The 24,954-nt window shown below is 59.5% G+C and carries 27 protein-coding genes, 1 tRNA gene and 1 pseudogene; 19 read left to right on the top strand and 10 right to left on the bottom strand.

Annotated elements, in window-relative coordinates:
* Positions 1–46: 46 nt before the first annotated feature.
* Positions 47–412, bottom strand: coding sequence for a response regulator (locus CENROD_RS07785; protein WP_022773997.1), 366 nt, complete (start codon positions 410–412; stop codon positions 47–49).
* A gap of 102 nt (positions 413–514) precedes the next feature.
* Complete coding sequence (locus CENROD_RS07780; protein WP_041193411.1) at positions 515–958, bottom strand: hypothetical protein; 444 nt, start codon at positions 956–958, stop codon at positions 515–517.
* A gap of 135 nt (positions 959–1,093) precedes the next feature.
* On the opposite strand from CENROD_RS07780, the gene CENROD_RS07775 reads away from it, so the two are divergent.
* The 3 genes and pseudogenes from CENROD_RS07775 (at position 1,094) to CENROD_RS14535 (ending at position 3,425) form a co-directional block, all read left to right on the top strand.
* Positions 1,094–2,185 (top strand): hybrid sensor histidine kinase/response regulator, encoded by a 1,092-nt coding sequence (locus CENROD_RS07775; protein WP_041193410.1) that lies wholly within the window; start codon positions 1,094–1,096, stop codon positions 2,183–2,185.
* A gap of 86 nt (positions 2,186–2,271) precedes the next feature.
* Complete coding sequence (locus tag CENROD_RS07770) at positions 2,272–2,901, top strand: response regulator (protein ID WP_022773985.1); 630 nt, start codon at positions 2,272–2,274, stop codon at positions 2,899–2,901.
* Positions 2,902–2,981: 80 nt separating this feature from the next.
* Positions 2,982–3,425 (top strand): annotated as a pseudogene (locus CENROD_RS14535) (group II intron maturase-specific domain-containing protein).
* A 230-nt stretch (positions 3,426–3,655) separates the two neighbouring features.
* On the opposite strand, the gene CENROD_RS14085 reads toward CENROD_RS14535, so the two are convergent.
* Together CENROD_RS14085 and CENROD_RS07760 are read right to left on the bottom strand one after the other, a co-directional pair.
* The gene (locus CENROD_RS14085) at positions 3,656–3,976 is read right to left on the bottom strand and encodes a hypothetical protein (RefSeq protein WP_022773976.1); all 321 of its coding nucleotides are present in this window, start codon (positions 3,974–3,976) and stop codon (positions 3,656–3,658) included.
* 118 nt (positions 3,977–4,094) lie between these two features.
* Positions 4,095–4,463, bottom strand: coding sequence for a hypothetical protein (locus CENROD_RS07760; protein WP_022773972.1), 369 nt, complete (start codon positions 4,461–4,463; stop codon positions 4,095–4,097).
* Between the two features lie 446 nt (positions 4,464–4,909).
* On the opposite strand from CENROD_RS07760, the gene CENROD_RS07755 reads away from it, so the two are divergent.
* Positions 4,910–5,503 carry a group II intron maturase-specific domain-containing protein gene (locus tag CENROD_RS07755; RefSeq protein ID WP_022773964.1) on the top strand — a complete coding sequence of 198 codons (594 nt, stop codon included), beginning with the start codon at positions 4,910–4,912 and terminating at the stop codon, positions 5,501–5,503.
* 86 nt (positions 5,504–5,589) lie between these two features.
* Here the strand turns inward: CENROD_RS07755 and CENROD_RS13920 are convergent, their stop codons facing one another.
* Positions 5,590–5,760, bottom strand: a complete 171-nt coding sequence (locus tag CENROD_RS13920) for a hypothetical protein (protein ID WP_022773960.1) — start codon at positions 5,758–5,760, stop codon at positions 5,590–5,592.
* Positions 5,753–6,235, bottom strand: coding sequence for a type II toxin-antitoxin system VapC family toxin (locus tag CENROD_RS13115; RefSeq protein ID WP_022773956.1), 483 nt, complete (start codon positions 6,233–6,235; stop codon positions 5,753–5,755). The genes CENROD_RS13920 and CENROD_RS13115 overlap by 8 nt, the downstream gene beginning before the upstream one ends.
* Before the next feature lie 441 nt (positions 6,236–6,676).
* Here CENROD_RS13115 and CENROD_RS07750 point away from each other — a divergent pair, with 441 nt between their 5' ends.
* On the top strand, positions 6,677–6,961 hold the full coding sequence (locus CENROD_RS07750) for a reverse transcriptase domain-containing protein (protein ID WP_338010385.1): 285 nt from the start codon (positions 6,677–6,679) through the stop codon (positions 6,959–6,961).
* 65 nt (positions 6,962–7,026) lie between these two features.
* Here CENROD_RS07750 and CENROD_RS13110 read toward each other — a convergent pair whose 3' ends face one another.
* The 4 genes from CENROD_RS13110 to CENROD_RS13915 form a co-directional block, all read right to left on the bottom strand.
* A complete protein-coding gene (locus CENROD_RS13110; RefSeq protein ID WP_187292287.1) occupies positions 7,027–7,479 on the bottom strand; it encodes a GtrA family protein in 453 nt (150 codons plus the stop codon).
* On the bottom strand, positions 7,476–10,073 hold the full coding sequence (locus tag CENROD_RS07740; protein ID WP_022773940.1) for a 6-pyruvoyl-tetrahydropterin synthase-related protein: 2,598 nt from the start codon (positions 10,071–10,073) through the stop codon (positions 7,476–7,478). Before CENROD_RS07740 ends, CENROD_RS13110 begins: the two co-directional genes overlap by 4 nt.
* Positions 10,074–10,076: 3 nt before the next feature.
* Positions 10,077–10,868 carry a hypothetical protein gene (locus CENROD_RS07735; protein WP_022773936.1) on the bottom strand — a complete coding sequence of 264 codons (792 nt, stop codon included), beginning with the start codon at positions 10,866–10,868 and terminating at the stop codon, positions 10,077–10,079.
* A gap of 94 nt (positions 10,869–10,962) precedes the next feature.
* Positions 10,963–12,564, bottom strand: a complete 1,602-nt coding sequence (locus CENROD_RS13915) for a hypothetical protein (protein ID WP_187292286.1) — start codon at positions 12,562–12,564, stop codon at positions 10,963–10,965.
* 187 nt (positions 12,565–12,751) lie between these two features.
* Here CENROD_RS13915 and gspG point away from each other — a divergent pair, with 187 nt between their 5' ends.
* The 14 genes from gspG to nuoF all read left to right on the top strand — a co-directional run bounded on the left by gspG (position 12,752) and on the right by nuoF (position 24,908).
* Positions 12,752–13,168 carry a type II secretion system major pseudopilin GspG gene (gene gspG, locus CENROD_RS07725; RefSeq protein WP_022773928.1) on the top strand — a complete coding sequence of 139 codons (417 nt, stop codon included), beginning with the start codon at positions 12,752–12,754 and terminating at the stop codon, positions 13,166–13,168.
* A complete protein-coding gene (locus CENROD_RS07720) occupies positions 13,165–14,367 on the top strand; it encodes a type II secretion system F family protein (RefSeq protein WP_022773924.1) in 1,203 nt (400 codons plus the stop codon). Before gspG ends, CENROD_RS07720 begins: the two co-directional genes overlap by 4 nt.
* Positions 14,368–14,475: 108 nt before the next feature.
* Positions 14,476–14,742, top strand: a complete 267-nt coding sequence (rpsO, locus tag CENROD_RS07715) for a 30S ribosomal protein S15 (protein ID WP_022773921.1) — start codon at positions 14,476–14,478, stop codon at positions 14,740–14,742.
* Between the two features lie 269 nt (positions 14,743–15,011).
* Positions 15,012–17,138 carry a polyribonucleotide nucleotidyltransferase gene (gene pnp / locus CENROD_RS07710; protein ID WP_022773919.1) on the top strand — a complete coding sequence of 709 codons (2,127 nt, stop codon included), beginning with the start codon at positions 15,012–15,014 and terminating at the stop codon, positions 17,136–17,138.
* Positions 17,139–17,182: 44 nt separating this feature from the next.
* On the top strand, positions 17,183–18,205 hold the full coding sequence (locus CENROD_RS07705; protein ID WP_022773916.1) for an NAD(P)H-quinone oxidoreductase: 1,023 nt from the start codon (positions 17,183–17,185) through the stop codon (positions 18,203–18,205).
* A complete protein-coding gene (gene tpiA / locus CENROD_RS07700; RefSeq protein WP_022773913.1) occupies positions 18,202–18,945 on the top strand; it encodes a triose-phosphate isomerase in 744 nt (247 codons plus the stop codon). Before CENROD_RS07705 ends, tpiA begins: the two co-directional genes overlap by 4 nt.
* A gap of 319 nt (positions 18,946–19,264) precedes the next feature.
* Positions 19,265–19,609, top strand: a complete 345-nt coding sequence (gene secG / locus CENROD_RS07695) for a preprotein translocase subunit SecG (RefSeq protein WP_022773911.1) — start codon at positions 19,265–19,267, stop codon at positions 19,607–19,609.
* Positions 19,610–19,832: 223 nt separating this feature from the next.
* Positions 19,833–19,917 (top strand) — tRNA-Leu (locus CENROD_RS07690).
* 42 nt (positions 19,918–19,959) lie between these two features.
* The gene (locus CENROD_RS07685) at positions 19,960–20,322 is read left to right on the top strand and encodes an NADH-quinone oxidoreductase subunit A (RefSeq protein WP_022773908.1); all 363 of its coding nucleotides are present in this window, start codon (positions 19,960–19,962) and stop codon (positions 20,320–20,322) included.
* A gap of 28 nt (positions 20,323–20,350) precedes the next feature.
* Complete coding sequence (locus CENROD_RS07680) at positions 20,351–20,830, top strand: NuoB/complex I 20 kDa subunit family protein (RefSeq protein WP_022773905.1); 480 nt, start codon at positions 20,351–20,353, stop codon at positions 20,828–20,830.
* 61 nt (positions 20,831–20,891) lie between these two features.
* On the top strand, positions 20,892–21,581 hold the full coding sequence (locus CENROD_RS07675; protein WP_022773902.1) for an NADH-quinone oxidoreductase subunit C: 690 nt from the start codon (positions 20,892–20,894) through the stop codon (positions 21,579–21,581).
* 71 nt (positions 21,582–21,652) lie between these two features.
* Positions 21,653–22,906: an NADH-quinone oxidoreductase subunit D gene (locus CENROD_RS07670; RefSeq protein ID WP_022773899.1), complete on the top strand. Its 1,254-nt coding sequence runs from the start codon at positions 21,653–21,655 to the stop codon at positions 22,904–22,906.
* Positions 22,907–23,001: 95 nt separating this feature from the next.
* Entirely contained in the window at positions 23,002–23,556 is a 555-nt protein-coding gene (locus tag CENROD_RS07665) for an NADH-quinone oxidoreductase subunit NuoE family protein (RefSeq protein WP_022773896.1), read from the top strand.
* The gene (nuoF, locus tag CENROD_RS07660) at positions 23,553–24,908 is read left to right on the top strand and encodes an NADH-quinone oxidoreductase subunit NuoF (RefSeq protein WP_041194333.1); all 1,356 of its coding nucleotides are present in this window, start codon (positions 23,553–23,555) and stop codon (positions 24,906–24,908) included. The genes CENROD_RS07665 and nuoF overlap by 4 nt, the downstream gene beginning before the upstream one ends.
* Positions 24,909–24,954: the final 46 nt, after the last annotated feature.

The raw sequence follows: 24,954 nt of genomic DNA, 5'->3' as shown, positions 1-24,954 counted from the left end.
ACCTGGCGCAGCCCGCAGGAGCGGGCGCCGCGCCATCGCGCACGCCTCAGGATTTGGTGACTTTCTTGATGACTTCGATCAACCGAACCGGGTCGAAAGGCTTGACTAGCCACCCGGTAGCTCCTGCAGCGCGACCTGCTTGTTTCATCAGGTCGCTGGATTCGGTCGTCAACATAAGGATAGGGATATTCTTGAACTGGGGATGTTCGCGCAGTTTGCGTGTCAACCCCAGCCCATCAAGGCGCGGCATGTTCTGGTCAGTCAGTACCAGGTCGAACGGCTGCGTTTGCGCCTTCTCGTAGGCATCAATGCCGTCGACGGCCTCCACTACCTGATGGCCCGCACCGGCAAGCGTGAATGTCACCATCTTGCGCATGGACGGTGAATCATCGACAGCAAGTATGAGAGACATGAATCAACACTCCGACAAACAAAATTTCCAAACCGTATGCATACCGCAATACCCAAAGTAACCAAAATAATCCATTTCCGCACTCCCTGACCCAGTCCGGACTCAAAAGAGTTCGATCGACCCCGCTTCCATTTCATCCTGGGTCACGGGGTTGGGTCGCTCGGGCACTTCCTCGACGAAGGGAACCGCTTCGCCGTCTTCCGCATCCATGGCCTCTGCTGCGAGCCGGTACGCGCAACCTTGCAGGATGCGCGACGTATGACCAATCAACTGGGTAGCCATGTCCTGAAACTGGAGTTCCGTCACCGCTGTACGCAGCGCGGAACGCACGCCATCAAGTTCTGCCAAATGCATCAGCGTGGGCCCTGCCAAATCGGCGCTTGCATTGGTAAAGCGCTCCATGAGGTTTTCCATGGCATGGGTCAGCAACCCGTCCAGGCGCTCCAGATCGTGAACCACCACGAGAAGGGAGTCCTGCACTTCGGCCACCAACATGACCGGCAACTCCACCGTTGGCGGCGAGGACAAGCCGTCTCCAAATGCCATAAACAAAAAGCACTCCGGACAGGATGGGGCAAAATGAAAATGCGTGCGCCGGGGACGACCCCGGCGCCTGCGGACAATCATAGCGCCAAACTTTTTGCTCTTCCACGCCGCCCTGCGGACGCCCCAGCACGGGACATGCCTACCGATATCGACCCCGCCGATGCTTGGCATCTGCTGCACCTGGAAGATTCCGCCATTGACCACGCCCTCGTCCGCAGGGAGCTGGCCAAGAGTGGTCGGGCGATCCATATTGACCGGGTGGAAACCCTCGCCGATTTCGACGCGGCGCTGGATGGAGCACGCTTCGACGCCATTCTTGCAGACTACCGCCTGGCAGGCTTTACGGCGCTCGATGCTTGGCAGCGCATGCACGCTACGGGTTCGACCGTGCCCTTCATCCTGCTCTCGGGCGCGATTGGCGAGGCTGCCGCTGTCGCGGCGATCCAGACCGGCATCAGCGATTACCTTTCCAAGGATGACCTGGGTCGGCTGTACCACGTCATCGACCGTGCGATCGAGCTGCACCAGACGCGCATCGCCAAGGAGTTGGCAGACCGGGAACTTGCGCAGTCCCGCGAGCGCCTTGCAGGGTTTGCGGAGCATCTGCAACACATCATCGAGCAGGAACGTGCAGCGATAGCGCGAGAGATTCACGACGACATCGGTGGCGCGCTGGCCGCGATTCGCTTCGATCTGTTTTGGCTACAGCGCCACTGCCCTGCTGCCGATGCGCAGGAACACATCGGGACTGCGACTGAGATGCTCCAGCAGGCCATCGAAGCCAGCCAGCGGATCATGCGCAACCTGCGCCCGGCCATCCTCGACCAGGGGCTGAGCGCGGCGATCACATGGCTGGCCGACAGTTTTTCGCGCCGCACGGGCATCGACACCCATGTCGCCATTCCGCACGAGCCGGAAGGGCTTCCGAAAGAGGTGCTACTCGTCGCGTACCGCACCGCCCAGGAGGCTTTGACGAACATCGCCAAGCACGCCCAGTGCTCCCGCGTGCAGATCGAGCTTTCCGATAGCGGGGGGATGTTGACGCTGGAAGTGCGCGACGACGGTATCGGCCTGACTCCGCAGGATCGGGAGAAGCAGCGTTCTTTCGGGCTGCGTGGGATGGTCGAACGGGCCAAGACCGTCGAGGGTTGGGTGGACATCAGTTCGCAGCCCGGTGTGGGAACGTCGATCACCCTGAGCATTCCCCTGAGTGCTTCCCTTTCCTAGCCCATAGCGCGCAGCATTTCGGAGTACGCAGCGATGATCCTAGATGCCAGCAGCCCACTCGGGCGCGTCCCACTGAGGAATCCAGGATGATCCGTGTCGTTTTGTGCGATGACCATGCGATGGTTCGCCGGGGGATCCGCGACACCCTCAAGGAAGCGGTGGACATCCAGGTCACTGCGGAAGCGGGGAGTTACGCAGAAGTGCGCAGTGCGTTGCGCACGGTGGATTGCGACGTGCTGGTGCTCGACATCAATATGCCCGGCCGCGACGGTATCGAGGTGCTGGCCAGCCTGCGCGATGCCGAATCCCCGGTGCGTGTCCTCATCGTGTCGATGTATCCGGAAGACCAGTACGCGCTGCGGTGCCTCAAGGCGGGTGCGCATGGCTACCTGAACAAGGCGGGGGATCCTGCCGAACTGATCACTGCCGTGCGCACCGTTGCGCAAGGCCGCAAGTACGTCACGCCAGCGGTGGCGCAGATGCTTGTCGATCACCTCCACGCCCCGGCCAGTGAAAGCCTGCACGACAGCCTATCGGAGCGCGAATTGCAAACACTGTGCAAAATCGCCAGCGGCAAACGCCTCGCAGACATTGCCGAGGAGCTGATGCTCAGCCCGAAGACTGTGAGTGTGTACCGCGCCAGGGTGCTCGAAAAACTCAAGCTGACGAACAATTCCGAGCTGACTGTCTACGCCATCCGCAACGGGCTGGTGTGAAGAGATGGGTTACCTGGGGATATCTGCACCGCGTGCGGTGCGAATGGATGACGGCGTGACCATGGACGGCTTCCCCACCCATGCACGCGCACACTGGCCAGCCGTGCGACAGCAAATTTGGGCGCTACCTGCGCACCGGGGCGCTGGTCAAAAGCAAAGTGGCACCGATGAGCGAATGCGCCTTTTTGGGCTTCACGATCCAGGGCAAGAAAGTACGCTGGACTGATAAAGCCCTGGCGGATTTCAAGCACCGCATCAAGAAGCTGACGGCGCGAAACTGGGGCGTTTCCATGGAATACCGGCTAAAGAAACTGGGGCAATACTTGCGGGGGTGGACGGCGTACTTTGGCATCAGCTAGTATTACCGCCCGGTACCCGAACTGGACGAGTGGATCAGAAGGCGTATCCGAATGTGCTACTGGAAACAGTGGCGCTGGCCGCGCACGAAGATCAAGAACTTACTGGCATTGGGCGTAAGCCTGAAGTCGGCGATTCAGCACGGAGTCAGCAGCAACAGCTATTAGCCGATGTCCAGAACCCCGGTAATCAATCAGGTGATATCCAATGCGTGGCTAGAGGAGCAAGGTTTGCTGAGTGTGAAAGACCTGTGGTGCAAGGCACAGGGTTACTTGGTTATGAAGCGAAATACATCGTCGAGCGAGCCGACTTGTTGAACCGCCCACTGCGGACCCGCACGGTGGGTGGTGTGGGGGGCGACGGTTAGAAGCCGTTGCCTACCCGATTTAGCTGATTGTTATTCCGCGCTGTAGTTTGTAAGAGATTCTCTTGTTGCCCAGAATTTGATCCCATTATACACAAACTCAACCTTACCGCCAAACATTCCGGGAGATTTCGTAACTGTTACCTTTAATCCACTTTTCAGGATGATGCATTTGTTTGTTTTAACATATGCTTCAAAACTTTTCATATCTTTTGATATGACAAACTGCGTCATATCATTAAGCCATGTTTCAGACAAACAGGCACATCCATTTTCTACGGTTGTCGCACTCATACCAAAAACCGTAGGTGTAAAAACAAATATGAAAATAATCGACATAACTGCTTTTTTCATTTTTTCCTCATTTGTGTTTTTTTATTATTTAACGTTATGGATGAGCCGCCCGGCACATAAACGTTGCCTGACTGGACGGGCGTTTTCTGGTAGGCTCCAACTACTGGTTCGGATTATTTTATTTCTTTTTTTCAAGCTCCAGCATTTGCAGAGGAACATCGTTGATACGAAAACTGCTCATGCCTGAAGGTGTAAATTCGGCAATACCGTAGGCTCCAGAGTTGAAGTTCTTGATTTCTCCAAAGATCATGAACACTGTGAATTCCTTCCATTTCTGGTTGCCGTCCTTCCAAATCTGCTGGGCAGTTTCTTTCATTTGAGTTTGATCAGGATTAGTTTGAGTATTGAGGTAGATTCTGTAGACCATTCGTTTGGTTGCTCCATACGATATGTCTTGTTTTTCAATCACTCGATACGTGTATGGATTGGAGAATGCAGGTGTACAAATGCATAGCGCGATGAGGACTATTAAAACTTTGATCTTCATTTTCTTTTCCCTCCGAACGTTTAAGATAAGCAACGTTTATAAGATAACCGTCAACAGTAAGGGGCGACGCGCGTAAGCGCGGCATCCCGCTTGACTGCAAGGTGTGCGCCCAGCATGGGCGCGAACTGATGGGGTGGAAGTCCCCTGTGGGAGAACCGAATTGGACTCACCGTGAGCAATCTTAACCACTAGCCGACGGCAAGGGTTACTTCGCGAGAAGTAGTCTGGAGGAAGCCTGAGTGCAAAGGTGCGAGACGACGAACAGAAACCGCATAGAAGGCCCAGAGTGCCGAGGCGAGCTGGCACAGGACAGCAAAGCCCATCGGTTTGGCGCTTAGGGTAAATGCGGCGTTTGCGCACAGAAAGTTTGCGTTCTTACCTGGGGATATCTGCACCGCGTGCGGTGCGAATGGATGACGGCGTGACCATGGAAGGCTTCCCCACCCATGCACGCGCACACTGGCCAGCCGTGCGACAGCAAATTTGGGCGCTACCTGCGCGCCGGGGTGCTGGCCAAAAGCAAGGTGGCACCGATGAGCGAAAGCGCCTTTCTGGGCTTCACGATCCAGGGCAAGAAAGTACGCTGGACTGATAAGGCCCTGGCGGATTTCAAGCACCGCATCAAGAAGCTGACTGCGCGAAACTGGGGCGTTTCCATGGAATACCGGCTGAAGAAACTGGGGCAATACTTGCGGGGGTGGACGGGCTACTTTGGCATCAGCCAGTATTACCGCCCGGTACCCGAACTGGACGAGTGGATCAGAAGGCGCATCCGAATGTGCTACTGGAAACAGTGGCGCTGGCGGCGCACGAAGATCAAGAACCTGTTGGCATTGGGCGTAAGCCTGAAGTCGGCAATTCAGCACGGAGTCAGCAGCAAAAGCTATTGGCAGATGTCCAGAACCCCGGTTATCAATCAGGCCCTATCCAACGTGTGGTTACAGGAGCAAGGTTTGCTGAGTGTGAAAGACCTGTGGTGCAAGGCACAGGGGTACATGGGTAGGAAGCGAAAGACTTTGTCGAGCGAGCCGACTTGTTGAACCGCCCACTGCGGACCCGCACGGTGGGTGGTGTGGGGGGCGACGGTTAGAAGCCGTTGCCTACCCGATTAGGCCAGAACTTCTTGCTACGTCGTTTGTTTTTGAAGTAGCTTAGGACCAGGGTTTAAATAAACACGACCTGACTCTTGTTCCTTTTTTCTAAATGCCTCGATAATTCGATTTAAATCGTTTCCATATCGCGCTGCATGTTCTTGCCGGTATAAACGAACTTCTTTAACAATTGGATCATTAATCATCCGACATTCCTCCTAATTCTTCAGGTGAACATAGTTGTGGACATTTATAACCACACGATTCTACAAGTTGAATAATGGCTTCTCTAGTTTCTGCATTGTTGATATGTTTGAAGTTCCAAGTAAGTAAAAAGTCGACACCCTGAGCAGCGGCTATACCGATATGCAAAGCATCTTCTTCGCTACCTTTCGGAATGGCTCCTCTAGTCAACAGCAATTCGGAAATCCTCGCAGCTTCACTCGAAATAGTGAGGCTCGGAATGTTAGCAACAGCTTCAAGGCGAAGCTGTGCGGCTTTGTAATCGCCTCGACTAATTTCTTCTTCGACCAAAACAGATATGCGAAGCGCAAATCTTTGTCGCTGATTTTCCCACCAATCAATGGTAATGGCTTGCCTTCCAGAAATAATAACATCCCTGTTTGGTCTAGCTGTCAAATAGCTTATTACTGACGACTCAAGATAAACTACTGCTTCCATCAAATTATATTGAAATAATAGAGACTAATTTCATCAACGGCGTAACCACTGTGGATGCCTAACGTAGAAGTGAGCGGCCTGCGCGGCTTTTTGCGCAGGTCCGGTTGACTGCCAAGTGTGCGCCCAGCATGGGCGCGAACTGATGGGGTGGAAGTCCCCTGTGGGAGAACCGAATTGGACTCAACGTGAGCAATAGTAATCACTAGCCGACGGCAAGGGCTATTTCGCGAGAAGTAGTCTGGAGGAAGCCCGAGTGCAAAAGTGCGAGACGACGAACAGAAACCGCATAGAAGGCCCAGAGTGCCGAGGCGAGCTGGCACAGGACAGCAAAGCCCATCGGTTTGGCGCTTAGGGTAAATGCGGCGTTTATGCACAGCAAGTTTGCGTTCTTACCTGGGGAGATCTGCACCGCGTGCGGTGGGAATGGATGACGGCGTGACCATGGAAGACTTTCCCACCCATGCACGCGCACACTGGCCAGCCGTGCGGCAGCAAATCCGAGAAGGGCGATACCAGCCGCAGGCCGTGCGCAGGGTAGAAATACCCAAGCATGGTGGCGGCAAACGCCTGCTGGGCATCCCCACCATCATGGATCGGGTGATCCAACAGGCCATCGCCCAGGTGCTCACGCCGATATTCGACCCGACCTTTTCGGAATCGAGCTACGGCTTTCGACCAGGCCGCAATGCACACCAAGCGCCCAGCGGGATAGGGGCTGGGGGGTGAGGGAATGGCCATGACTTTTCTGATTCAGTGCGCCTGTGCAAAGTCATGGCCGTGATGGGGAGCGCCTACGCGATGCGGCCAGCAGTGCCCTCGGGCGGCATCCCCTGCTGACGGAATACCCAGTACCGCGCCGCGACGAAGTTGAGTATCGGCATCGCCGCTTCGACCAGTACCTTTCCCACCGTTTCCTGCACGCCGAGGGCCAGCAGCGCGTGCAGCAGCAAGGTGGAGAGCACCGTGGCTGCCCCCCACAACACGACGTACCGCCCACCGCAGCGCAGCATGGGGGCACGATGGGCATGCAGCGCGAATGTCCATGCATAGTTCGCCGCAAAAGCAGCGAGCGCGCCCAGCAACCGCCCCAGCACATTGGCCGTGACGAGATCGGCCCCCCCATACCGAGCCAGCGTGAAGGCGCCTACATCCACCCCCAGCGCGCCGACCCCAACGAGACCATAGCGCACGAACTGCTGGATCCATGGGGCGCGGCGGCCACACCATCCGATCACTGCCCTCACTGTCCTAGCTCCTGCTCCATCCGCTGTGTCCAGCGGTTGTGCGGATATTCCTGCCGCAGCCGATGGCGCAAGGGGATAGCCTGCTCTGTGCGCCCTGCCTGGGCTTCGAGGGTGGACAGGGTGTAGAGCGATTCCGGAAGCCAATATCCGTGGAAGTCCCGCACCAGCAGGCGGTACCGCTTGATCGCACGCGCAGGCAGCCCAGCCTGTTCGGCAGCCTTGGCTGCCCAGAACAGCGCTTCCTCCTGCTTGGCATCCCCTCGGCGCAGGGCAAAGGCTTTGTCAAACACATCGGCTGCCTGCTGAAACTGTTGGGCGCGCATCGCGACCCATGCCTTGGCGTAGAGGCGCTCGGGGTTGTGGACGTGCAGCGTCACCCCCAGTACGACGAGGAGCAAGGGCCACAACATTGCCACCCACCCACGCGGCCAGTAGCCACTGGGCGCTAGGCAGGGCTGGGGTGCGTGCTGCACACGCTGGCGCCGCTGCGCGAAGATTGCCCATGCCAACCCCGCCAGCCCTAGCGCGGTGCCTACCATGCCCGCGATGCCGATGGGGGTGTGTCCGTATTCGAGGACTACGCTCGCTTCCTGTGGGACGACGAGCATCAGGCCCGGCCCGGCGAGGAACAGTTCCCCCCGGGTAGCCAGTTGCCAACGCGGATGCCACGCCACCCGCAGCAGGTGCGCACTGCCGACGGCATGGGTCTTCCACGCGATGCGGTGCCTGTCGAGCCGGATATCGTGTATCCGTGCATCGGGTGCAGCGGTGGCAAGAGTGGGGGGAACACCGTCGTGGAACACCGGCAATTCCCGCGCAAACCGGCTGCGTGAACGGAACCACGCGAAGGCGTTTTCCATCCATCGGCGTCGGCTTTCCCAACGCAATACCTGGTCACCATGATCGACCAGATCGACGAGATGGGTATGGAAGTCACGCACCCGAAAGACATGGAAAGGGGCAGCGCTGGTCACCGGAGTGAACAGGGGGCTGGCCGCAAAGGCAGAGACAGTCTCGGGATGCCGGACGAGCACATCGTTGGCGTACAGGAACCGCATGTGTTCGGCTGCCAATTCCAGATCCATGCTTGCGCTGGGAAAGCGTGCCAACGGGGACGAAGGATGCCGGGATACCTCGCTCTGGAGCTGGTAGATCGCCGGGCCTAGCAGGGCAGATTCCATGTACAGCCCTTCGAGCACCGGGCGCCCGCCCAAGAACATCGGCAGCGCTTCGAGCACGCGGGTCGAGCCTAGATCGTGGTTGGCGGGGTCGTGCTCGAACAGCAGCCGGGGGCCATCTGGGGGGCCGGACATCGCCGGGAACAGGGTTGACAAGCGGTTCCACTGCGGCTTGGCTTCCAGCCCGCTGTGGTTCCACAACCCCCAGTCCGGGGCGACGGCGATGCCGACAGCCACGTGCCCGATGAACGCCACTGCTGCGGCAAGGCCCAGCACATGCCATCCCCACCGTATTGCAGCGGGCAGCGCTTGCGCCACGTGCATACAGGCATACCCCCATAGCCACCCGCAAGCCAAGCCACCCAGCAACCATACGAAAGGAAAAAAACGGATGTTGGCCAGCCCCACCAATCCTGCTGCCAGAAAGCCCACCGCAGCGAGCATGGTTGATACAGCAAAAAAGGCCACGTGCCGGAGCGCATCCGTTCCCGACTGCGCAAACCTGTGCCCTGCGCCGGGCAATAGCGCCGAGGCCAGCAGCACCATTGCGGCAAACAGCCCTCCTCCGACGACAGGCTCCATGCCTGCTGGCAACAATTCCCGCCACTGGCGCACCTCGAAAAACGCATCGTTGGGTACTGTCAGGGCGTGCATTTCCATCATCGGCCACAACCACCCGCCAAGCAGCAGGAATGCAAGCCCATGCCCCAGCACGAGCAGGCGCAAATTGCGCAGGAACCGGGGGGCATCGAACAGGTATGCCGTCGTCGCAAACCCCGTCACCAGCAGCGCAAAGCCGTGCGAGGCGCCTGTGGCGACTTCGAGCACCGCAGCCACCAGCCACCAGTGCCGTTCTGTCGCTATGGCGCGCTGCCATGCGCATAGTGTGAGCACCGCAAACAAGGCACCGTAACCGTAGGCAAATTCGCCAGCGAGGGTGGACAGCAGATTGCCGCCCCAAATCGAATGCTGCTCCTGCCACAGAAAAGGCAGGATGCCCAACACCCCCCAGATTGCAACGCGCCGGGGCATTCCCAGCAACCGCACGCTGCCCCACCATGCTGCGGCGGGCAAGGCCATCGCCGCAGCGAACATTCCCAGTTTCATGGCTTGCGCGAACGGCAGCACCGCAGCCAGCCCGGCTATGGCCACGAACGGCAAGGGAAAGTAGTAGGAGAGGAAGGGAAAGCCTCCGAACACCTCCGGCATCCACGCCGTGAGGTACCCACGGGGGAGCAGTTCGTGGACGAACGTCCAGACGTACAACAGATGCGAAGCGGTGTCCCCCCCAGTGGGGAGATTGCCGCAAAGCAGAAATTCGATGCCCAGCACCGACGCCACTGCCAGGGCGCCTAGGACTGCGACGGCGCAGTCGATGGCCAGCGCCTGGCGTGGGTTCCATGTTCCCCAAGCCATGGGTCAGACCGGGTTGCGCCGCAAGGTCACGGTGCCCCAAACCATCCCCAGCGCACCCACCACAGCACAAGCCGCAGCGATCCATCCGAACGCCGAACGCGCCCACTCCAGCCATCGGGTACGTTGCTCCGAGCCTGTGGTTCGTGCATCGGGGACGATCTGCACGCGCAGTTCCCCGGAAGCCAGCTCATGCACCAGCCATGCGCCGCGCAGCCCTTGCCCCGTATCGAAACGCATCGCAGCACCGGTTTTCCAGACGTGGCGTGCGGGGTAGGGGGGCGGAGTGTGTCCCGCAAAAGGGCGAGTCAGTCGCACGACCCCAGGGTCTGCGAGGCGTATCGCCGACGTCGCGACCACACCGGCAGCCTGTGCTGGCACGTCGATTACCAGCGCGGAACCCTCGCGCTTTACGGGCAAGGGGGGCAAGGGCGATGCCATCGCGCCTGGCGGAACACGCCACGCCACTTGCGCAAAACGGCTGCCCGCTGCGTCGAAAAACACCAGCAACAGGGGATCGGCTTGGTGGATGGCCGTGGCGATGCCGGGTGGGAGGGGGGGCCGCGACCACCGTACTTCTGCGCCAGGCGACAACGTTGCTGGGTCCCCTTCGACAACGCGCCCCTGCTTCCACCAACCTGTTGCGTCCAAGGTCCACGCCGTGAGAGCGTAGGCGGGTTGGGAGCCAGTATTGCGGACGGAGAAACCGGTAGGGAGAAAGTCGACGGCATAGGAGATGGTGCCGGCGTGGACAGCCAACGCCCAGACAGAGCACCAAATCAGCAGCAGGTAGCGCACGATAGGGAACAAAAAAGGCCGGAACCCCGGCCTGATTGCATGCACCGAACAGGGGGCACAGACCGCCCCCTGTAGGTATCTCGCAATGCGTGGACTACTCTACCCGGCAAACGACCAATTTGCCGGACAGATCGGGCGGGCCAGTAAAGGGACCACAAAGGGCCGCCGTCGCAAAATTTACCTGCATTGCACCAGCAGGAACGGCAGTCTCGACAGTAACAACCGCTTCCGAAGGCTTTCCGTCGATGTTCACCTTGGTGGGACTGCAGGTTGCTGCGTTGGGCACACCAGTCATATAACCCACCATGCTCGAATAGCTCACCTTGCACACCACGGATGCGGGGAGTTGCGTTGTCGTAGTAGTCGACCCGGTAGTGGTGGTCGTTGCGCCAGTGGTAGTGGTAGTGGCTCCGGTGGTGGTTGTCGCTGCGCCAGTAGTAGTGGTGGTAGCTCCGGTGGTAGTTGTCGTTGCGGCAGTGGTAGTGGTAGCTGCCCCGGTGGTGGTTGTCGTTGCGCCAGTGGTAGTGGTGGTGGCTCCGGTGGTAGTTGTCGCTGCGCCAGTGGTAGTGGTTGTCGAAGTGGGTACCGTCGTTGTCACGCGCACCGCAGTGCCACTGGGGAGCAGATTACTCATCGCGGTTTCGGTATCGATGCGCTGGGCGTCCGCCGTCGCCATGGAAGAGGGGTTGCTCAGCACTGCCGCGACAAAAGCCGTCTTGGCTTGCATCTTGCTCACCAGATACGTGTACTGCTGCGCCAGCGCATTCGTATCCCACTGCATGAATAGCTCGTTGCTGGCCTCGTTCAGCGAGGCTGGCACGTCCGCATCCGTGGTGTGTCCATCCAGATTGAAGGTTTGGACAAGCAAGTTGTACAGCCGCACGGATGCGTTCTGGATTACTGGGACATCGGCATGGAGGGCCAGATTTTGGAGACCCGTAACCGGGGACTGCAATGCCTGGGCAACCTGCTCCGCAGTGCGGAGTGCAGGGGTACCTTGCGGGGTTGTCATGGAATTGGTAAGGGCATCGACGAGGAATTGCCCTATCGTCTTCCCCTGCAAATTGGTGGCGTTCGTGACGAGTTGCTGCGCAGCCAGCGCAGACACCCACGCCAGGCGTGCGCTGGCTTCGGCCACATCGGGGTCGGACAAGTCGTGCCCCGCATCGCCCGCAGGCAGCCCTAGCGCTGTTTCGACAAAGCGCTGCGATTCCGCTACGGTGCGCCCGGTACGGGTTGATATAGCCTGCACCAGGGTGGACACCGGGTTCAGCGTGATGGTCATGCTTGGGCCATGCACGGTATCGAACATGGCGGAAATGGGCAGATGTACGCCCACACGATACGGTACGTCGCCACTGCCATCGGTATTGGCGCCAATGGGGCGCATTTTTCCGTCGCTGGTCGCACGGACGACGACGGGGAGCTGGCATGACTCGGGCAGGAATAGCCTTCCGCTGCCGGGCGCATACACAGTCCCGACCGTCGCGGACGCCGCCGCGCCGTTGGCGCAGGTGGCCGTGACCGTCACGCCCACAAAGGGGCTATTGCCAGCATTGACGATATCCAATGTGACGGGCCCGAGTGGTTCGTCCCCGCCGCCACACCCCGAAAACCCCGCCACGACGGCCGCACAGGCCAAGGCCAGCGCGCTACGGCGTGCCGACTGCGAATGGAGAAAGTCATTGCTTTTCAAGATGCCCCCCTGATCGATTTGGTAGGATGCCTCGCTGCCTGCGCTGCCATGGCGCACAAGTACAGTGCTTATAACAATATGAAGCAACATGACTATAGCGCAACGGTTTTGCGGCATGGGTTGCGCGGTCGGCCCTCGGCGTACAGCCCCTGTCTCCTGGTTCTTCTTCCCCCCAGATGCTTCCTCTATGCTCTCTGCACGCCGTCCCACCCCCGGTTTCACCTTGCTCGAATTGCTTGTGGTGATGGTCATCATCGGTCTGCTGGTCGGCTATGTGGGGCCGAGGTACTTTGGTCAGATTGGCAAATCGGAGGTGCAAGCGGCACGTGCCCAAATCGATGCCTTTACCAAAGCGATCGAGCAGTACCGTCTGGACGTAGGCCGTTTCCCCACCAATGAACAGGGGTTAGATGCCCTGTTCGTGCGCCCAGCAGCGGAACCGCGCTGGCAGGGGCCGTACCTCAAAAAAGCCCCGCCGCCTGATCCCTGGGGCCATCCTTATCTGTATCGCACGCCTGGGCAGAACGGAGACTTCGACGTGTTTTCCCTCGGCAAGGATGGCGCCCCGGGTGGGGAAGGGGAAGCTGCCGACATCGTGCCATGAGCCAGGCCCCGGGGCCTGACGGGGTGCTGCGGGCGAAGGTGTACTGCCCCGAGCAAGGGGTACTGACGATCGAGCGCTGCGGCATCGGTGTGGAAGCGTTGCGCGCGGAACTGCGCCAGCGCGGGCAGACGTTGTTGTCCTGCCAGCAAGATCGGCGTCCTTCCTCGCGTTCGCAGCGGTTCCCTTTGCTGGTGTTCTGCCAGCAACTCGTCTCCCTGCTTGGAGCGGGGTTGCAGCTCATCGAGGCCGTCGATACGTTGGCCCACAAGGAAAATCACCCCGGGCACCGGGATGCCCTGGTTCGGCTCCAGCAGCAACTGCGAGCGGGGCTGCCTTTCTCGCAGGCGCTGGCGTCGATGCCGGACATCTTCCCCCCTTTGTTGCACACGGCCATCGAGGCCAGCGAGCAAACGGGGGATGTTTTGCTCGCCTTGCAGCGTTTCGTGGCGCACGAAACCCGTTTGCAAGCCTTGCGTAGCAGACTGGGCGGCGCGCTGATCTATCCCACTCTGTTGCTGACGCTGGGTTTGCTCGTCGTCGCCTTTCTCCTGGGCTACGTCGTTCCCCGGTTCAGCGTCGTTTTTGAAGACCGTATCGCCGACATGCCTGCCATGTCGGCATTTGTCATCCGGATGGGGCTGTGGATCGACGCGCACCCCGGCGGTGCGTTGGCGATGCTGGGAACATTGGCTGGCGTGGTTGCCGCGTTGGCCTTGCACCCTGCATTGCGCAGCCAAGTCGGGAGCCTGGCCCGGCATATCCCCTGGCTAGGGGAGGCACTGCGCCACTTTGCTCTGATCCGCTTGTACCGTTCGCTGGGGATGCTTTTGCGTGCGGGCATTCCCGCAGTGTCTGCGTTGGACATGGTGACAGGAATGGTGCCGATGCGTGATCGCGCACGTATCCTTCATGCCACGGAGAGCGTGCGCGAGGGGCTGCCGATCTCGGTCGCCCTGCAACAGGGAGGGTTCACGACCGTCGTCAGCGAACGGCTGCTTGCGGTGGGAGAACGCTCGGGGCAGATGGGGGAGATGCTCGAACGTTCCGCAGATTTTCTGGATACCGACCTCGAACGCACGCTCGACCGCGCCGTGCGCTTGCTCGAACCCCTGTTGATGGTCGGGATCGGCGTGCTCATCGGCGGCATCGTCGCCCTGATGTATCTGCCAATCTTCGAATTGGCCGACAGCGTGGGTTGATGCTGCTAGGTACACTCGTCGGTTCCGTGCATGCGCTAGGCAGGTACGGGGTTCACGCAGGGTGCATTTTTGGGCGCCCTGCGCATGTCCATTACCAAGAAATACACCATGATTGCATCCAACGTCAAAGCCGCCGTCGTTCAGGACAACGCACGCCACGAGCGTGATACGGGCAGCCCCGAAGTGCAGGTCGCATTGCTGACCGCCCGCATCAACGAGCTTACCCCCCACTTCAAAACCCACACCAAAGATCACCATGGCCGTCGCGGGCTGCTGCAGATGGTCAGCCGTCGGCGCAAGCTGCTGGACTACCTCAAGGGTCGCAGCCCCGAGCGCTATTCCGCGCTGATCGCCAAGCTGGGCTTGCGCAAATAATGCCGCTCCCACGCCACAGGCCGTGTACCGGTGGCGATGGGTATGGACGATGGCTGAGTTGGCCGATAGATATCCCCGTCATACCCCCGTCGGTCTATCTGGGGTCGGCATTCGGTTCGCTCCGACGTAGTTCGTCTTCTTCCTTTTTACGATGGCTCTGCACGGGTTGTCGTTGTCTATGTCGCCGGTTCCTGCCTTCGTAGCGAACCGGTTGTTTTTTGCCCTCTCCCAAGCTCTTGGGCTATTGGGAGCACACAGGATTCACCATCATGACGATGTTCCGCAAATCTACCCAAACGTTCCAATGGGGCGCGCACCGCGTCACCATGGAAACCGGCGAAATCGCCCGGCAAGCCACCGCTGCGGTACTGCTCGACATGGAAGGCACCGTGGTGCTGGCCACGGTCGTTGCCAAGACCGAGAGCAAGGCTGGCCAAGATTTTTTCCCCTTGACGGTGGACTACCTCGAAAAGTCCTACGCCGCAGGCAAGATTCCGGGCAGCTTTTTCAAGCGTGAAGGGCGTCCCAGCGAGTACGAAACGCTCACGAGCCGCCTGATTGATCGTCCGATCCGTCCGCTGTTCCCGGATGGCTTCTTCAATGAGGTGCATGTCGTCGTGCATACGCTGTCCCTGAACCCCGAGGTCGATGCCGACATCGCCGCGATGGTGGCGACCAGTGCTGCCCTGAGTTTGAGCGGATTGCCTTTCCACGGTCCTGTCGGTGCAGCCCGGATCGGGTACGTCGATGGCCAGTACGTGCTCAATCCGGGGCAGACCGCACGCAAGAACAGTCGCCTCGACATGGTCGTTGCCGGCACAGACAATGCCCTGCTGATGGTCGAATCCGAGGCAGACCAGCTCCCCGAGGAAATCATGCTCGGGGCTGTAGTGTTTGGCCAAGAGCAGTTTGCCGTGGCCATTGAGGCCATCCACGCTCTGGTGCAACAAGCAGGGTTTGCGCCGTGGGACTGGCAGCCCCATCCCAAGGATGAAGCGTTGATCGCCAAAGTCCGTGCGCTGGCTGAAGGCCCGCTCACTGCGGCCTACCAGATCCGCAACAAGCAGGAACGCACCCGCTCCTGCCGTGCTGCATATACCCAAGTGCTCGACGGGCTGCGCGCCGATGGTGTCGAGTTCGACGAGGTCAAGGTGCAGGGGATGTTGTTCGACATCGAGGCCTCCCTCGTCCGTGGACAAATCTTGTCCGGCGAACCGCGCATCGACGGGCGCGACACCCGCACCGTTCGTCCCATCGAAATTCGTACCGGCGTGTTGCCTCGTACCCATGGATCGGCGCTGTTTACCCGGGGGGAAACCCAGGCTTTGGCCATCGCCACACTGGGTACCGACCGTGACGCCCAACGCATCGACGCGCTCTCCGGCGACTACGAAGACCGTTTCATGCTGCACTACAACATGCCGCCATTCGCCACCGGGGAAACGGGGCGTGTCGGAACGCCCAAGCGCCGCGAGATCGGCCATGGCCGGTTGGCCAAGCGTGCCCTGGTTGCGGTGCTACCAGACAAAGATGTGTTCCCCTACATCATGCGCGTGGTATCGGAAATCACCGAATCCAACGGTTCTTCGAGCATGGCTTCCGTGTGCGGGGCTTGCCTAAGCCTGATGGATGCCGGGGTTCCGCTCAAGACCCACGTGGCTGGCGTGGCCATGGGGCTGATCAAGGAAGGCAACCGCTTTGCCGTGCTGACGGACATCCTTGGTGACGAAGATCACCTTGGCGACATGGACTTCAAAGTAGCCGGGTCGACGACGGGTGTCACTGCCTTGCAGATGGACATCAAGATTCGTGGCATCACCCGCGAAATCATGCAGGTGGCACTGGCGCAGGCCAAGGAAGGACGCCTGCACATTCTCGGGCTTATGCAGCAGGCTATGGCGCAGTCTCGGCCGGATGTGTCCAACTTCGCTCCCCGGCTCTTCACGATGAAGATCAACCCGGAAAAGATTCGCGATGTCATCGGCAAGGGCGGCGCTGTGATCCGCGCACTGACCGAAGAGACTGGCACGCAGATCAATATCGACGACGACGGAACGATCACCATTGCTTCTGCCGATCCTGCCAAAGCCGAAGAAGCCAGGAAGCGCATTGAGCAAATCACCGCAGATGTCGAAATCGGCAAGGTGTACGAAGGCAATGTGACCAAGCTCCTCGATTTTGGTGCGCTGGTCAACCTGCTCCCCGGTAAGGATGGGTTGCTGCACATCAGCCAGATCGCGCACGAGCGCGTCGAAAAGGTGTCTGACTACCTGAGTGAAGGGCAGACTGTGCGGGTCAAGGTGCTCGAAGTCGATGAAAAAGGGCGGGTCAAGCTGTCGATGAAAGTCTTGCTAGACCGTCCGGTAGCTGCTACCAATACGGAACCCCGGCCCTGACCTTCGACGCGACGACGCGGGGGGCGGGGTTCGGCACGCATCTCATGCAGGTCATCGAGATCGCAGCGCCCGGCGGGCCGGAGGTGTTGCGTTGGGCAGAGCGCCCGATGCCGGTTCCCCGAAGCGGGGAGTTGCGCATCGCGGTGCATGCCAGCGGGGTCAATCGCCCGGACGTATTGCAGCGGCAGGGCCGGTACCCTCCGCCCCCTGGAGCTTCGGATATTCCCGGGCTGGAAGTCGCGGGGATCGTCGTCGACGGTGACTCCGCCGGGCTTCGCGCTGCGGGGTTGCGGGAAGGGGACGCAGTGTGTGCACTGGTCACTGCCGGTGGGTATGCGCAGTACTGCGTGGCTCCGATAGGGCAATGTTTGCCGTGCCCACGGGGCATCGACTTCGTCGGCGCTGCGAGTCTGCCCGAGGCCTTCTGCACTGTTTGGAGCAATCTGATCGACCGTGCCGGATTGCGTGCGGGAGAGCGTGTGCTGGTACATGGCGGCGCCAGCGGCATTGGCGTCGCTGCGATCCAGATCGCCAAAGCCTTCGGTGCCTGGGTTGCCGTGACGGCGCGCAACGAAGAACGCTGTGCCGCTTGCCGTGCCTTGGGCGCGGATCTCGCCATCTGCCACGCAACCCACGACTTCTGCGCAGAGGTATTGCGTGCGACGGGAGGCGATAGGGGCATAGAGAGAGGTGTTGATATCGTGCTCGATATGGTGGCTGGCGACTACACGGCACGGAATCTCGAATGCTTGCGTGATGACGGCAGGCTCGTGCTCATCGGGGTGCAAGGAGGGGCGCACAGTACACTCGATTGTTTTCGTGTCATGCGGCGGCGGCTGACGATCACCGGATCCACGCTGCGCCCGCGTTCCGTCGGGTACAAATCCGCCATCGTCCAGGCGTTGCGCGAGCAGGTATGGTCGCTGCTGGAAGCTGGTGTGATCCGCCCCGTCGTGCATGCCACCTTTGCGGCACAGGATGCCGCACTCGCGCACGCAATGTTGGAGCGCGGCGAGCATGTAGGAAAAATCGTTTTGCTGTGGGAAGACATGTCGGAGGGTGTATGAACAAGAAGCTGATCGCTGGGAATTGGAAAATGAACGGGAGCTTGCGCGCCAATGCGGAGCTTCTGCACGCTCTTTCCACCGGGGAATGGCCCTCGCAATGCGAGGTTGCGGTGTGTGCGCCAGCGGTATATCTGGGTCAGTGCCAGGCTTTGCTCGCCGAGGCAGGCAAGATGGCCTACGGCGCGCAAGATGTGTCCGCGCACGAGGCTGGCGCGTACACAGGGGAAGTATCTGCTGCGATGTTGCGCGAGTTTGGCGTGCGCTATGTCATCGTCGGGCATTCGGAGCGGCGCCAGTACCACCACGAAACCGACGCTCTCGTCGCCACCAAGGCTCAGCGTGCGCTGGCGCAGGGCATCGTCCCGATCGTCTGCGTGGGGGAAACCTTGGCGCAACGCGAAGCGGGAACCACGGATGACGTCGTTTGCAGCCAGTTCGCCGTCGTTGCCGACGTGCTTGGCCCGCAAGTGGCAGACATCGTCATTGCCTACGAACCTGTATGGGCCATCGGCACGGGTAGGACTGCCACGCCGGAACAGGCCCAGCAAGTGCATGCCTTGTTGCGCCAGGAACTGGGCGTGCGTGGCGCTGCGTCCGTGCGCGTACTCTACGGCGGAAGCATGAACGCAGCCAATGCTGCCTCGTTGCTCGCCCAGCCTGACATCGACGGGGGGTTGATTGGCGGAGCTTCGCTCAAGGCCGCGGACTTTTTGCGCATTGCGGCGTCCGTCGCTGGCTAAATTGGCCAAGACAGGGGTTCATTGAAAACGAATTCCGGTTCGAAGAACCAATTTCAGTAGGCAGGCGAGCCGAAGCAGTGTGCGTGGCGCCGGAGCGCAGGAACCGGAATGTACTGACGGTACATGAGGATTCCAAGCACCGCCGCCGCGTGCAATGTGATGGCGCAGCCCCTACTGGATAGGCTCTAAGCCGTGTCCCCGGCCTGAAGGCCGGTTTTGGATAGTGGCTTGGGATCGAACTGGGACCAACAAATAGGGATGTCAAGGCGAGGGCACTACTGTCTGACGTCTTCTTGATCCATTACGGAGGTGGTTGATTGTGGGTGTGATGTGGAATATCTTGCTGGTCGTGCAGTTGTTGGCTGCACTGGCTATGGTGGGTTTGGTGCTGCTCCAGCACGGCAAGGGCGCCGATATGGGGGCTGCATTTGGTAGTGGCAGTGCCGGGAGCCTGTTCGGCGCCAGTGGGGGAGCCAATGTTCTCTCGCGCACCACAGCCGTGTTGGCGACGGTTTTTTTTCTCTGTACCTTGGCTTTGGCGTACTTTGGCAATCTGCGTACCGAACCGGGAGGGCAAAGTGTGTTGGCAGCGCCTGTTGCCGCGCAAGCTGCTCCTGCCAGCGCACCGAGCAGTGGAGCGGTACAGCAGATTCCTTTGCAATAAAGGCCCATGTCATGTCGTAGGCTATCAGCACGGGCCGTTGCTCATCGCGCTCCAGTCCTCTTGCAACGAGGTCACATTCCCCACGCTGATTCGGTGCTACGCATAGGTACGGTAATCCGGAAATACTCCCAATGAATTCCAGTACACTGCATCTTTTCTGGCAAAGATTTCGTGCGCAAAACGCCGACATAAAACGCCGACAAAAGTGCTTCAAGTACTGTGCGCCGTCGTGGTGAAACTGGTAGACACGCTATCTTGAGGGGGTAGTGGCGAAAGCTGTGCGAGTTCGAGTCTCGCCGACGGCACCAAGCGATTTCCGGGCATTTCTCCCAGGCATTCTCCGTAACCCAATGAGCAATTTGTCCGAGTACTTCCCCATCCTGCTGTTTCTCCTTGTGGGCATTGCTCTCGGGGTAGGCCCCCAGGTCACGGGTTTCGTCCTGGGGCCTAATCGTCCCGGAGTAGCCAAGAATTCTCCCTATGAGTGCGGATTCGATGCATTCGGGGATGCACGGATGAAATTTGACGTCCGGTATTACCTCGTTGCCATCCTGTTTATCCTTTTCGACTTGGAAGTGGCTTTTCTGATTCCCTGGGCGGTATCCGTGCGCGAAGTGGGGTTCGTCGGGTTTTCGGAAGTCATGGTATTCATTGCCATCTTGGTCGTCGGTCTGGTGTACGCCTGGAAAAAAGGCGCCCTGGATTGGGAATGAGGGCCAAACGCTGGGCCGGAGAACACGGATGATCGAAGGTTTGTTCAAGGAAGGTTTCATCACGACCAATTACGACATGGTCATGAATTGGGCCAAAACGGGTTCTATCTGGCCGATGACTTTTGGTCTGGCATGTTGTGCCGTGGAGATGATGCACGCCGCCAATGCGCGGTATGACCTCAGCCGTTTTGGCGCCGAAGTGTTTCGTGCCAGTCCGCGACAAGCGGATCTCATCATCGTCGCCGGGACGTTGACCAACAAGATGGCCCCTGCTTTCCGCAAGGTCTATGACCAGATGAGCGAGCCGAAGTGGGTGATGTCGCTGGGATCGTGCGCCAACGGCGGCGGGTACTATCACTACGGGTATTCTGTCGTTCGGGGATGCGATCGCATCGTTCCCGTCGATGTGTATGTACCGGGTTGCCCCCCCACGGCAGAAGCGCTGATTTATGGACTGATCCAGCTCCAAAGCAAGATTCGGCGTACCCAGACGATTGCGCGTGCCTGATCCCTCTTGGCTTGATACCCTGCTGTACTCCGGTTCTGCTCCACCCCCATCTCTCCTAGACATGACGACGACAGCCAGCGTCCTCCCTCCACAGGCTTTGCTGCACAAGGTCGAGACCGTGCTGGGTTCTGCCGTGTGCAGTGCTTCCTTGACGTGGGAGGAAGCGACCATCGTCGTCGATGCGGCGCACTATTTGGATGCCTGTCAACGGCTGCGTGATCACCCCGATCTTTGCTTTGATCAGCTCATTGACCTTTGCGGAGTCGACTATTCGACGTATGGTGGCGCCACCCTTGATGCGGAGGGTGCAGAAGGTGCAGAGGAAGAAGGCTCGCCAGAAGAAAGCGGGTTGGACAGTGGCGCTTGCCATGGTGCCCGGTACTGCGTGGTGTTGCATCTGCTTTCCGTTGCGCGCAATCATCGCCTTCGCGTCAAGGTCTTTGCGCCGGATGACACTTTTCCCCGCATTCCTACCGTGTGTGCGGTCTGGAGTTGCGCGAATTGGTTTGAACGCGAAGCCTACGACCTGTACGGTATCGTTTTCGATGGTCATGACGACCTTCGGCGAATCCTGACGGATTACGGTTTCGTCGGGCATCCCTTGCGCAAGGATTTCCCCCTCGAAGGGCACGTGGAGATGCGCTATGACGAACAGCAGGGGCGCGTCGTCTACGAGCCGGTGAGCATTGCGCCCCGGGAAGTCGTTCCCCGGGTCATTCGTCGGGATGACCGAGGTGGCTTCCTCTCCTGAGCACCACCGAACCCTCTAGACAGATTCCACTAGACAGATCAAGCAGATAGATCGCTCACGGCACCGACAAGATGGCGGACATCAAAAATTACACGCTCAACTTTGGCCCGCAGCACCCAGCAGCGCATGGGGTGTTGCGGCTGGTGCTTGAGCTTGATGGGGAAGTCGTGCAGCGTGCCGATCCACACATCGGCTTGTTGCACCGTGCGACGGAAAAGCTGGCAGAAACCAAAACGTATCTGCAAACGCTGCCGTACATGGATCGGCTCGACTACATGTCGATGATGTGCAACGAGAGCGCCTACTGCCTCGTCATCGAAAAGATGCTGGGCGTGGAAGTGCCTTTGCGTGCGCAATACATCCGCGTGATGTATTCTGAAATCACCAGGCTACTCAACCACCTGCTCTGGGTGGGTGCCCATGCCCTGGACTGCGGCGCCATGACGCTGATGATGTATGCGTTCCGCGAGCGTGAAGACCTCTTCGACATGTACGAAGCCGTCAGCGGAGCGCGGATGCACGCAGCCTACTTCCGGCCTGGGGGGGTGTACCGCGATCTGCCGGACAGCATGCCCCGCCACGCACCCAATCGCTTCCGCAGCCCGCAATCGACACGCCAGCTCAACCGGAACCGGGAAGGCAGTCTGCTCGACTTCATCGACGACTTCACGCAGCGTTTTCCCGCTTCCCTGGCCGAATACCACACCCTGTTGACCGACAACCGTATATGGAAACAGCGCACGGTGGGTATCGGGGTCGTCACTCCGGAGCGTGCGCTCCAGCTTGGGTTCACCGGGCCGATGCTGCGTGGTTCCGGCATCGCATGGGATCTGCGCAAGATGCAGCCTTATGATGCCTATGACCGGGTCCATTTCGATGTGCCGGTAGGCAAAACGGGGGACTCCTACGACCGTTACCTCGTTCGCATGGAGGAAATGAATCAGGCCAACCGGATCATCAAGCAGTGCGTGGAGTGGCTGCGCGCCAACCCAGGCCCAGTGATTACCGAAGACTACAAAGTAGCCCCCCCGTGTCGGGAGACGATGAAGTCGACGATGGAAGGGCTAATCCACCATTTCAAGTTGTTCTCCGAAGGGTTCTCACTGCCGGTGGGGGAAGCCTACGCAGCCGTCGAACATCCCAAGGGCGAATTCGGCATTTACATCGTCAGCGACGGAGCCAACAAGCCGTACCGCCTGAAAATCCGCCCCCCGGCTTTCGTGCATCTCGCAGCCTTGGATGAAATGAGCAAAGGCCACATGATTGCCGATACCGTGGCGATCATTGGGACCATGGACATCGTGTTTGGGGAAGTGGATCGATGACCTCCGCAGCAGACTCCGCCACCCATTCTGCAACCCATTCCGCAAATATGTCGGTAGATACATCGGCAGTTATTTCTGCAGATAGGTCAGCAACCATGTCCGCCAAAATGTCCCTTGCACTGCGGGACCGTTTTGAACGGGAAATTGCCAAATATCCGCCAGCACAACGCCAGTCTGCGGTGATTGCCTGCTTGGCTATCGTCCAGCAAATGCAGGGGTACATCAGCGCGGAAAGCGAAGAAATGGTTGCGCAGTATCTAGGGATGCCTTCCATGGCCGTGCATGAGGTTGTCACGTTCTACAACATGTACAACCAGCAACCGGTAGGCAAATACAAACTCAATGTATGTACGAACCTGCCTTGTCAGTTGCGAGGGGGTAGTGCAGCGTTGCATCACCTCGAAGAAAAGTTGGGGGTATCGGCAGGGGAGACGACTGCGGACGGCCTGTTCACTTTGCAGGAATGCGAATGTCTCGGTGCCTGTGCCGACGCCCCCGTCATGCTGGTCAATGACCGTGCCATGTGCAGCTTCATGCATACAGAGCGGCTTGATGAGCTGGTCGCGGGGCTGCGTGCGTTGCATGTCGTCGTGGACGCTGGTGATTCCGGTTCTTCCCCATCTGCGGAGGATGCGCCATGCAAGCCATGACGAGCGCTGCGCAAGTGCTGGAGCGGTTCCGCGCCAGCGGCAAGGAGACGTGTTTTCATGGTCGGCACATCCAGCCGATCCTCTACGCCGGGCTGTCTGGAGACAACTGGGGGTTGGCAGACTACGAGCGCCGTGGTGGGTATCGCGCCTTGCGCAAGGTGTTGGGTCTCGACGGTGGGCAGGGTTGGACGCCGTCGCAAGTCGTGCAGGCCGTCAAGGAATCGGCGTTACGCGGTCGCGGTGGTGCAGGCTTTCCGGCCGGGGTGAAGTGGGGGTTCATGTCGCCCAACCAGCCGGGGCAGAAATACGTCGTCTGTAATTCCGACGAAGGGGAACCTGGAACCTGCAAGGATCGCGATATCCTTCAGTACAACCCCCACAGCGTTATCGAAGGGATGCTCATCGCTGGCTATGCCGTTGGTGCATCGGTCGGCTACAACTACATCCACGGCGAAATTTTCCAGACTTACGAGCGCTTCGAGGAAGCGCTGGCCCAGGCCCGGGAGGCAGGGTATCTCGGAGAACGCATCCTGGGTTCGGACTTTGCGTTCCAGCTCCATGCAGTCCACGGTTTTGGCGCGTACATCTGCGGGGAAGAAACCGGCTTGCTCGAATCGATCGAAGGCAAAAAAGGACAACCCCGGTTCAAGCCTCCATTCCCTGCCACCGTGGGCCTCTACGGACGCCCGACGACCATCAACAACACCGAAACCTTTGCGGCGGTGCCATACATCGTGCGCGAAGGGGCGCAGGCCTATGTGGCGCTGGGCAAGCCCAACAACGGTGGTACCAAGATTTTTTCTGTGACCGGGGACGTGGAAAAGCCCGGCAACTTTGAAGTCCCCATGGGGCTGTCTTTTTCCAAGTTGCTGGAACTTGCCGGTGGGGTGCGTGGCGGCAGGCAGCTCAAGGCCGTCATTCCAGGCGGATCGTCGTCGCCCGTTCTGCCAGCCTCGGTCATGATGGATTGCACGATGGATTACGAATCCATCGCCAAGGCTGGGTCGATGTTGGGGTCCGGCGCAGTGATCGTCCTCGACGATTCGCGTTGCATGGTCAAGAGCCTGGAGCGGTTGAGCTACTTTTACATGCATGAATCCTGCGGCCAATGCACCCCCTGCCGCGAAGGGTCGGGGTGGTTATATCGCGTTGTCCGTCGCATCGAACACGGGCAAGGCAAACCCCAAGACCTTGATCTCCTCGACTCTGTCGCAGCCAACATCCAGGGCCGAACGATTTGTGCGATGGGGGACGCTGCTGCCATGCCCGTACGCGGCATGTTGGCGCACTTCCGTCCCGAATTCGAGTACCACATCAGCCATAAGACCTGCATCGTCCCAGCGTATGTCTAAGGGCGTATCCGCTTACCCTTGTTTTTGCCCTAGACCTTGCCTGCGC

Source organism: Candidatus Symbiobacter mobilis CR, from assembly GCF_000477435.1.
Lineage (GTDB): Bacteria > Pseudomonadota > Gammaproteobacteria > Burkholderiales > Burkholderiaceae_C > Rhodoferax > Rhodoferax mobilis.
Note: the sequence above shows the minus strand (reverse complement) of the source record. Positions and strands in the feature narration are given on the sequence as shown.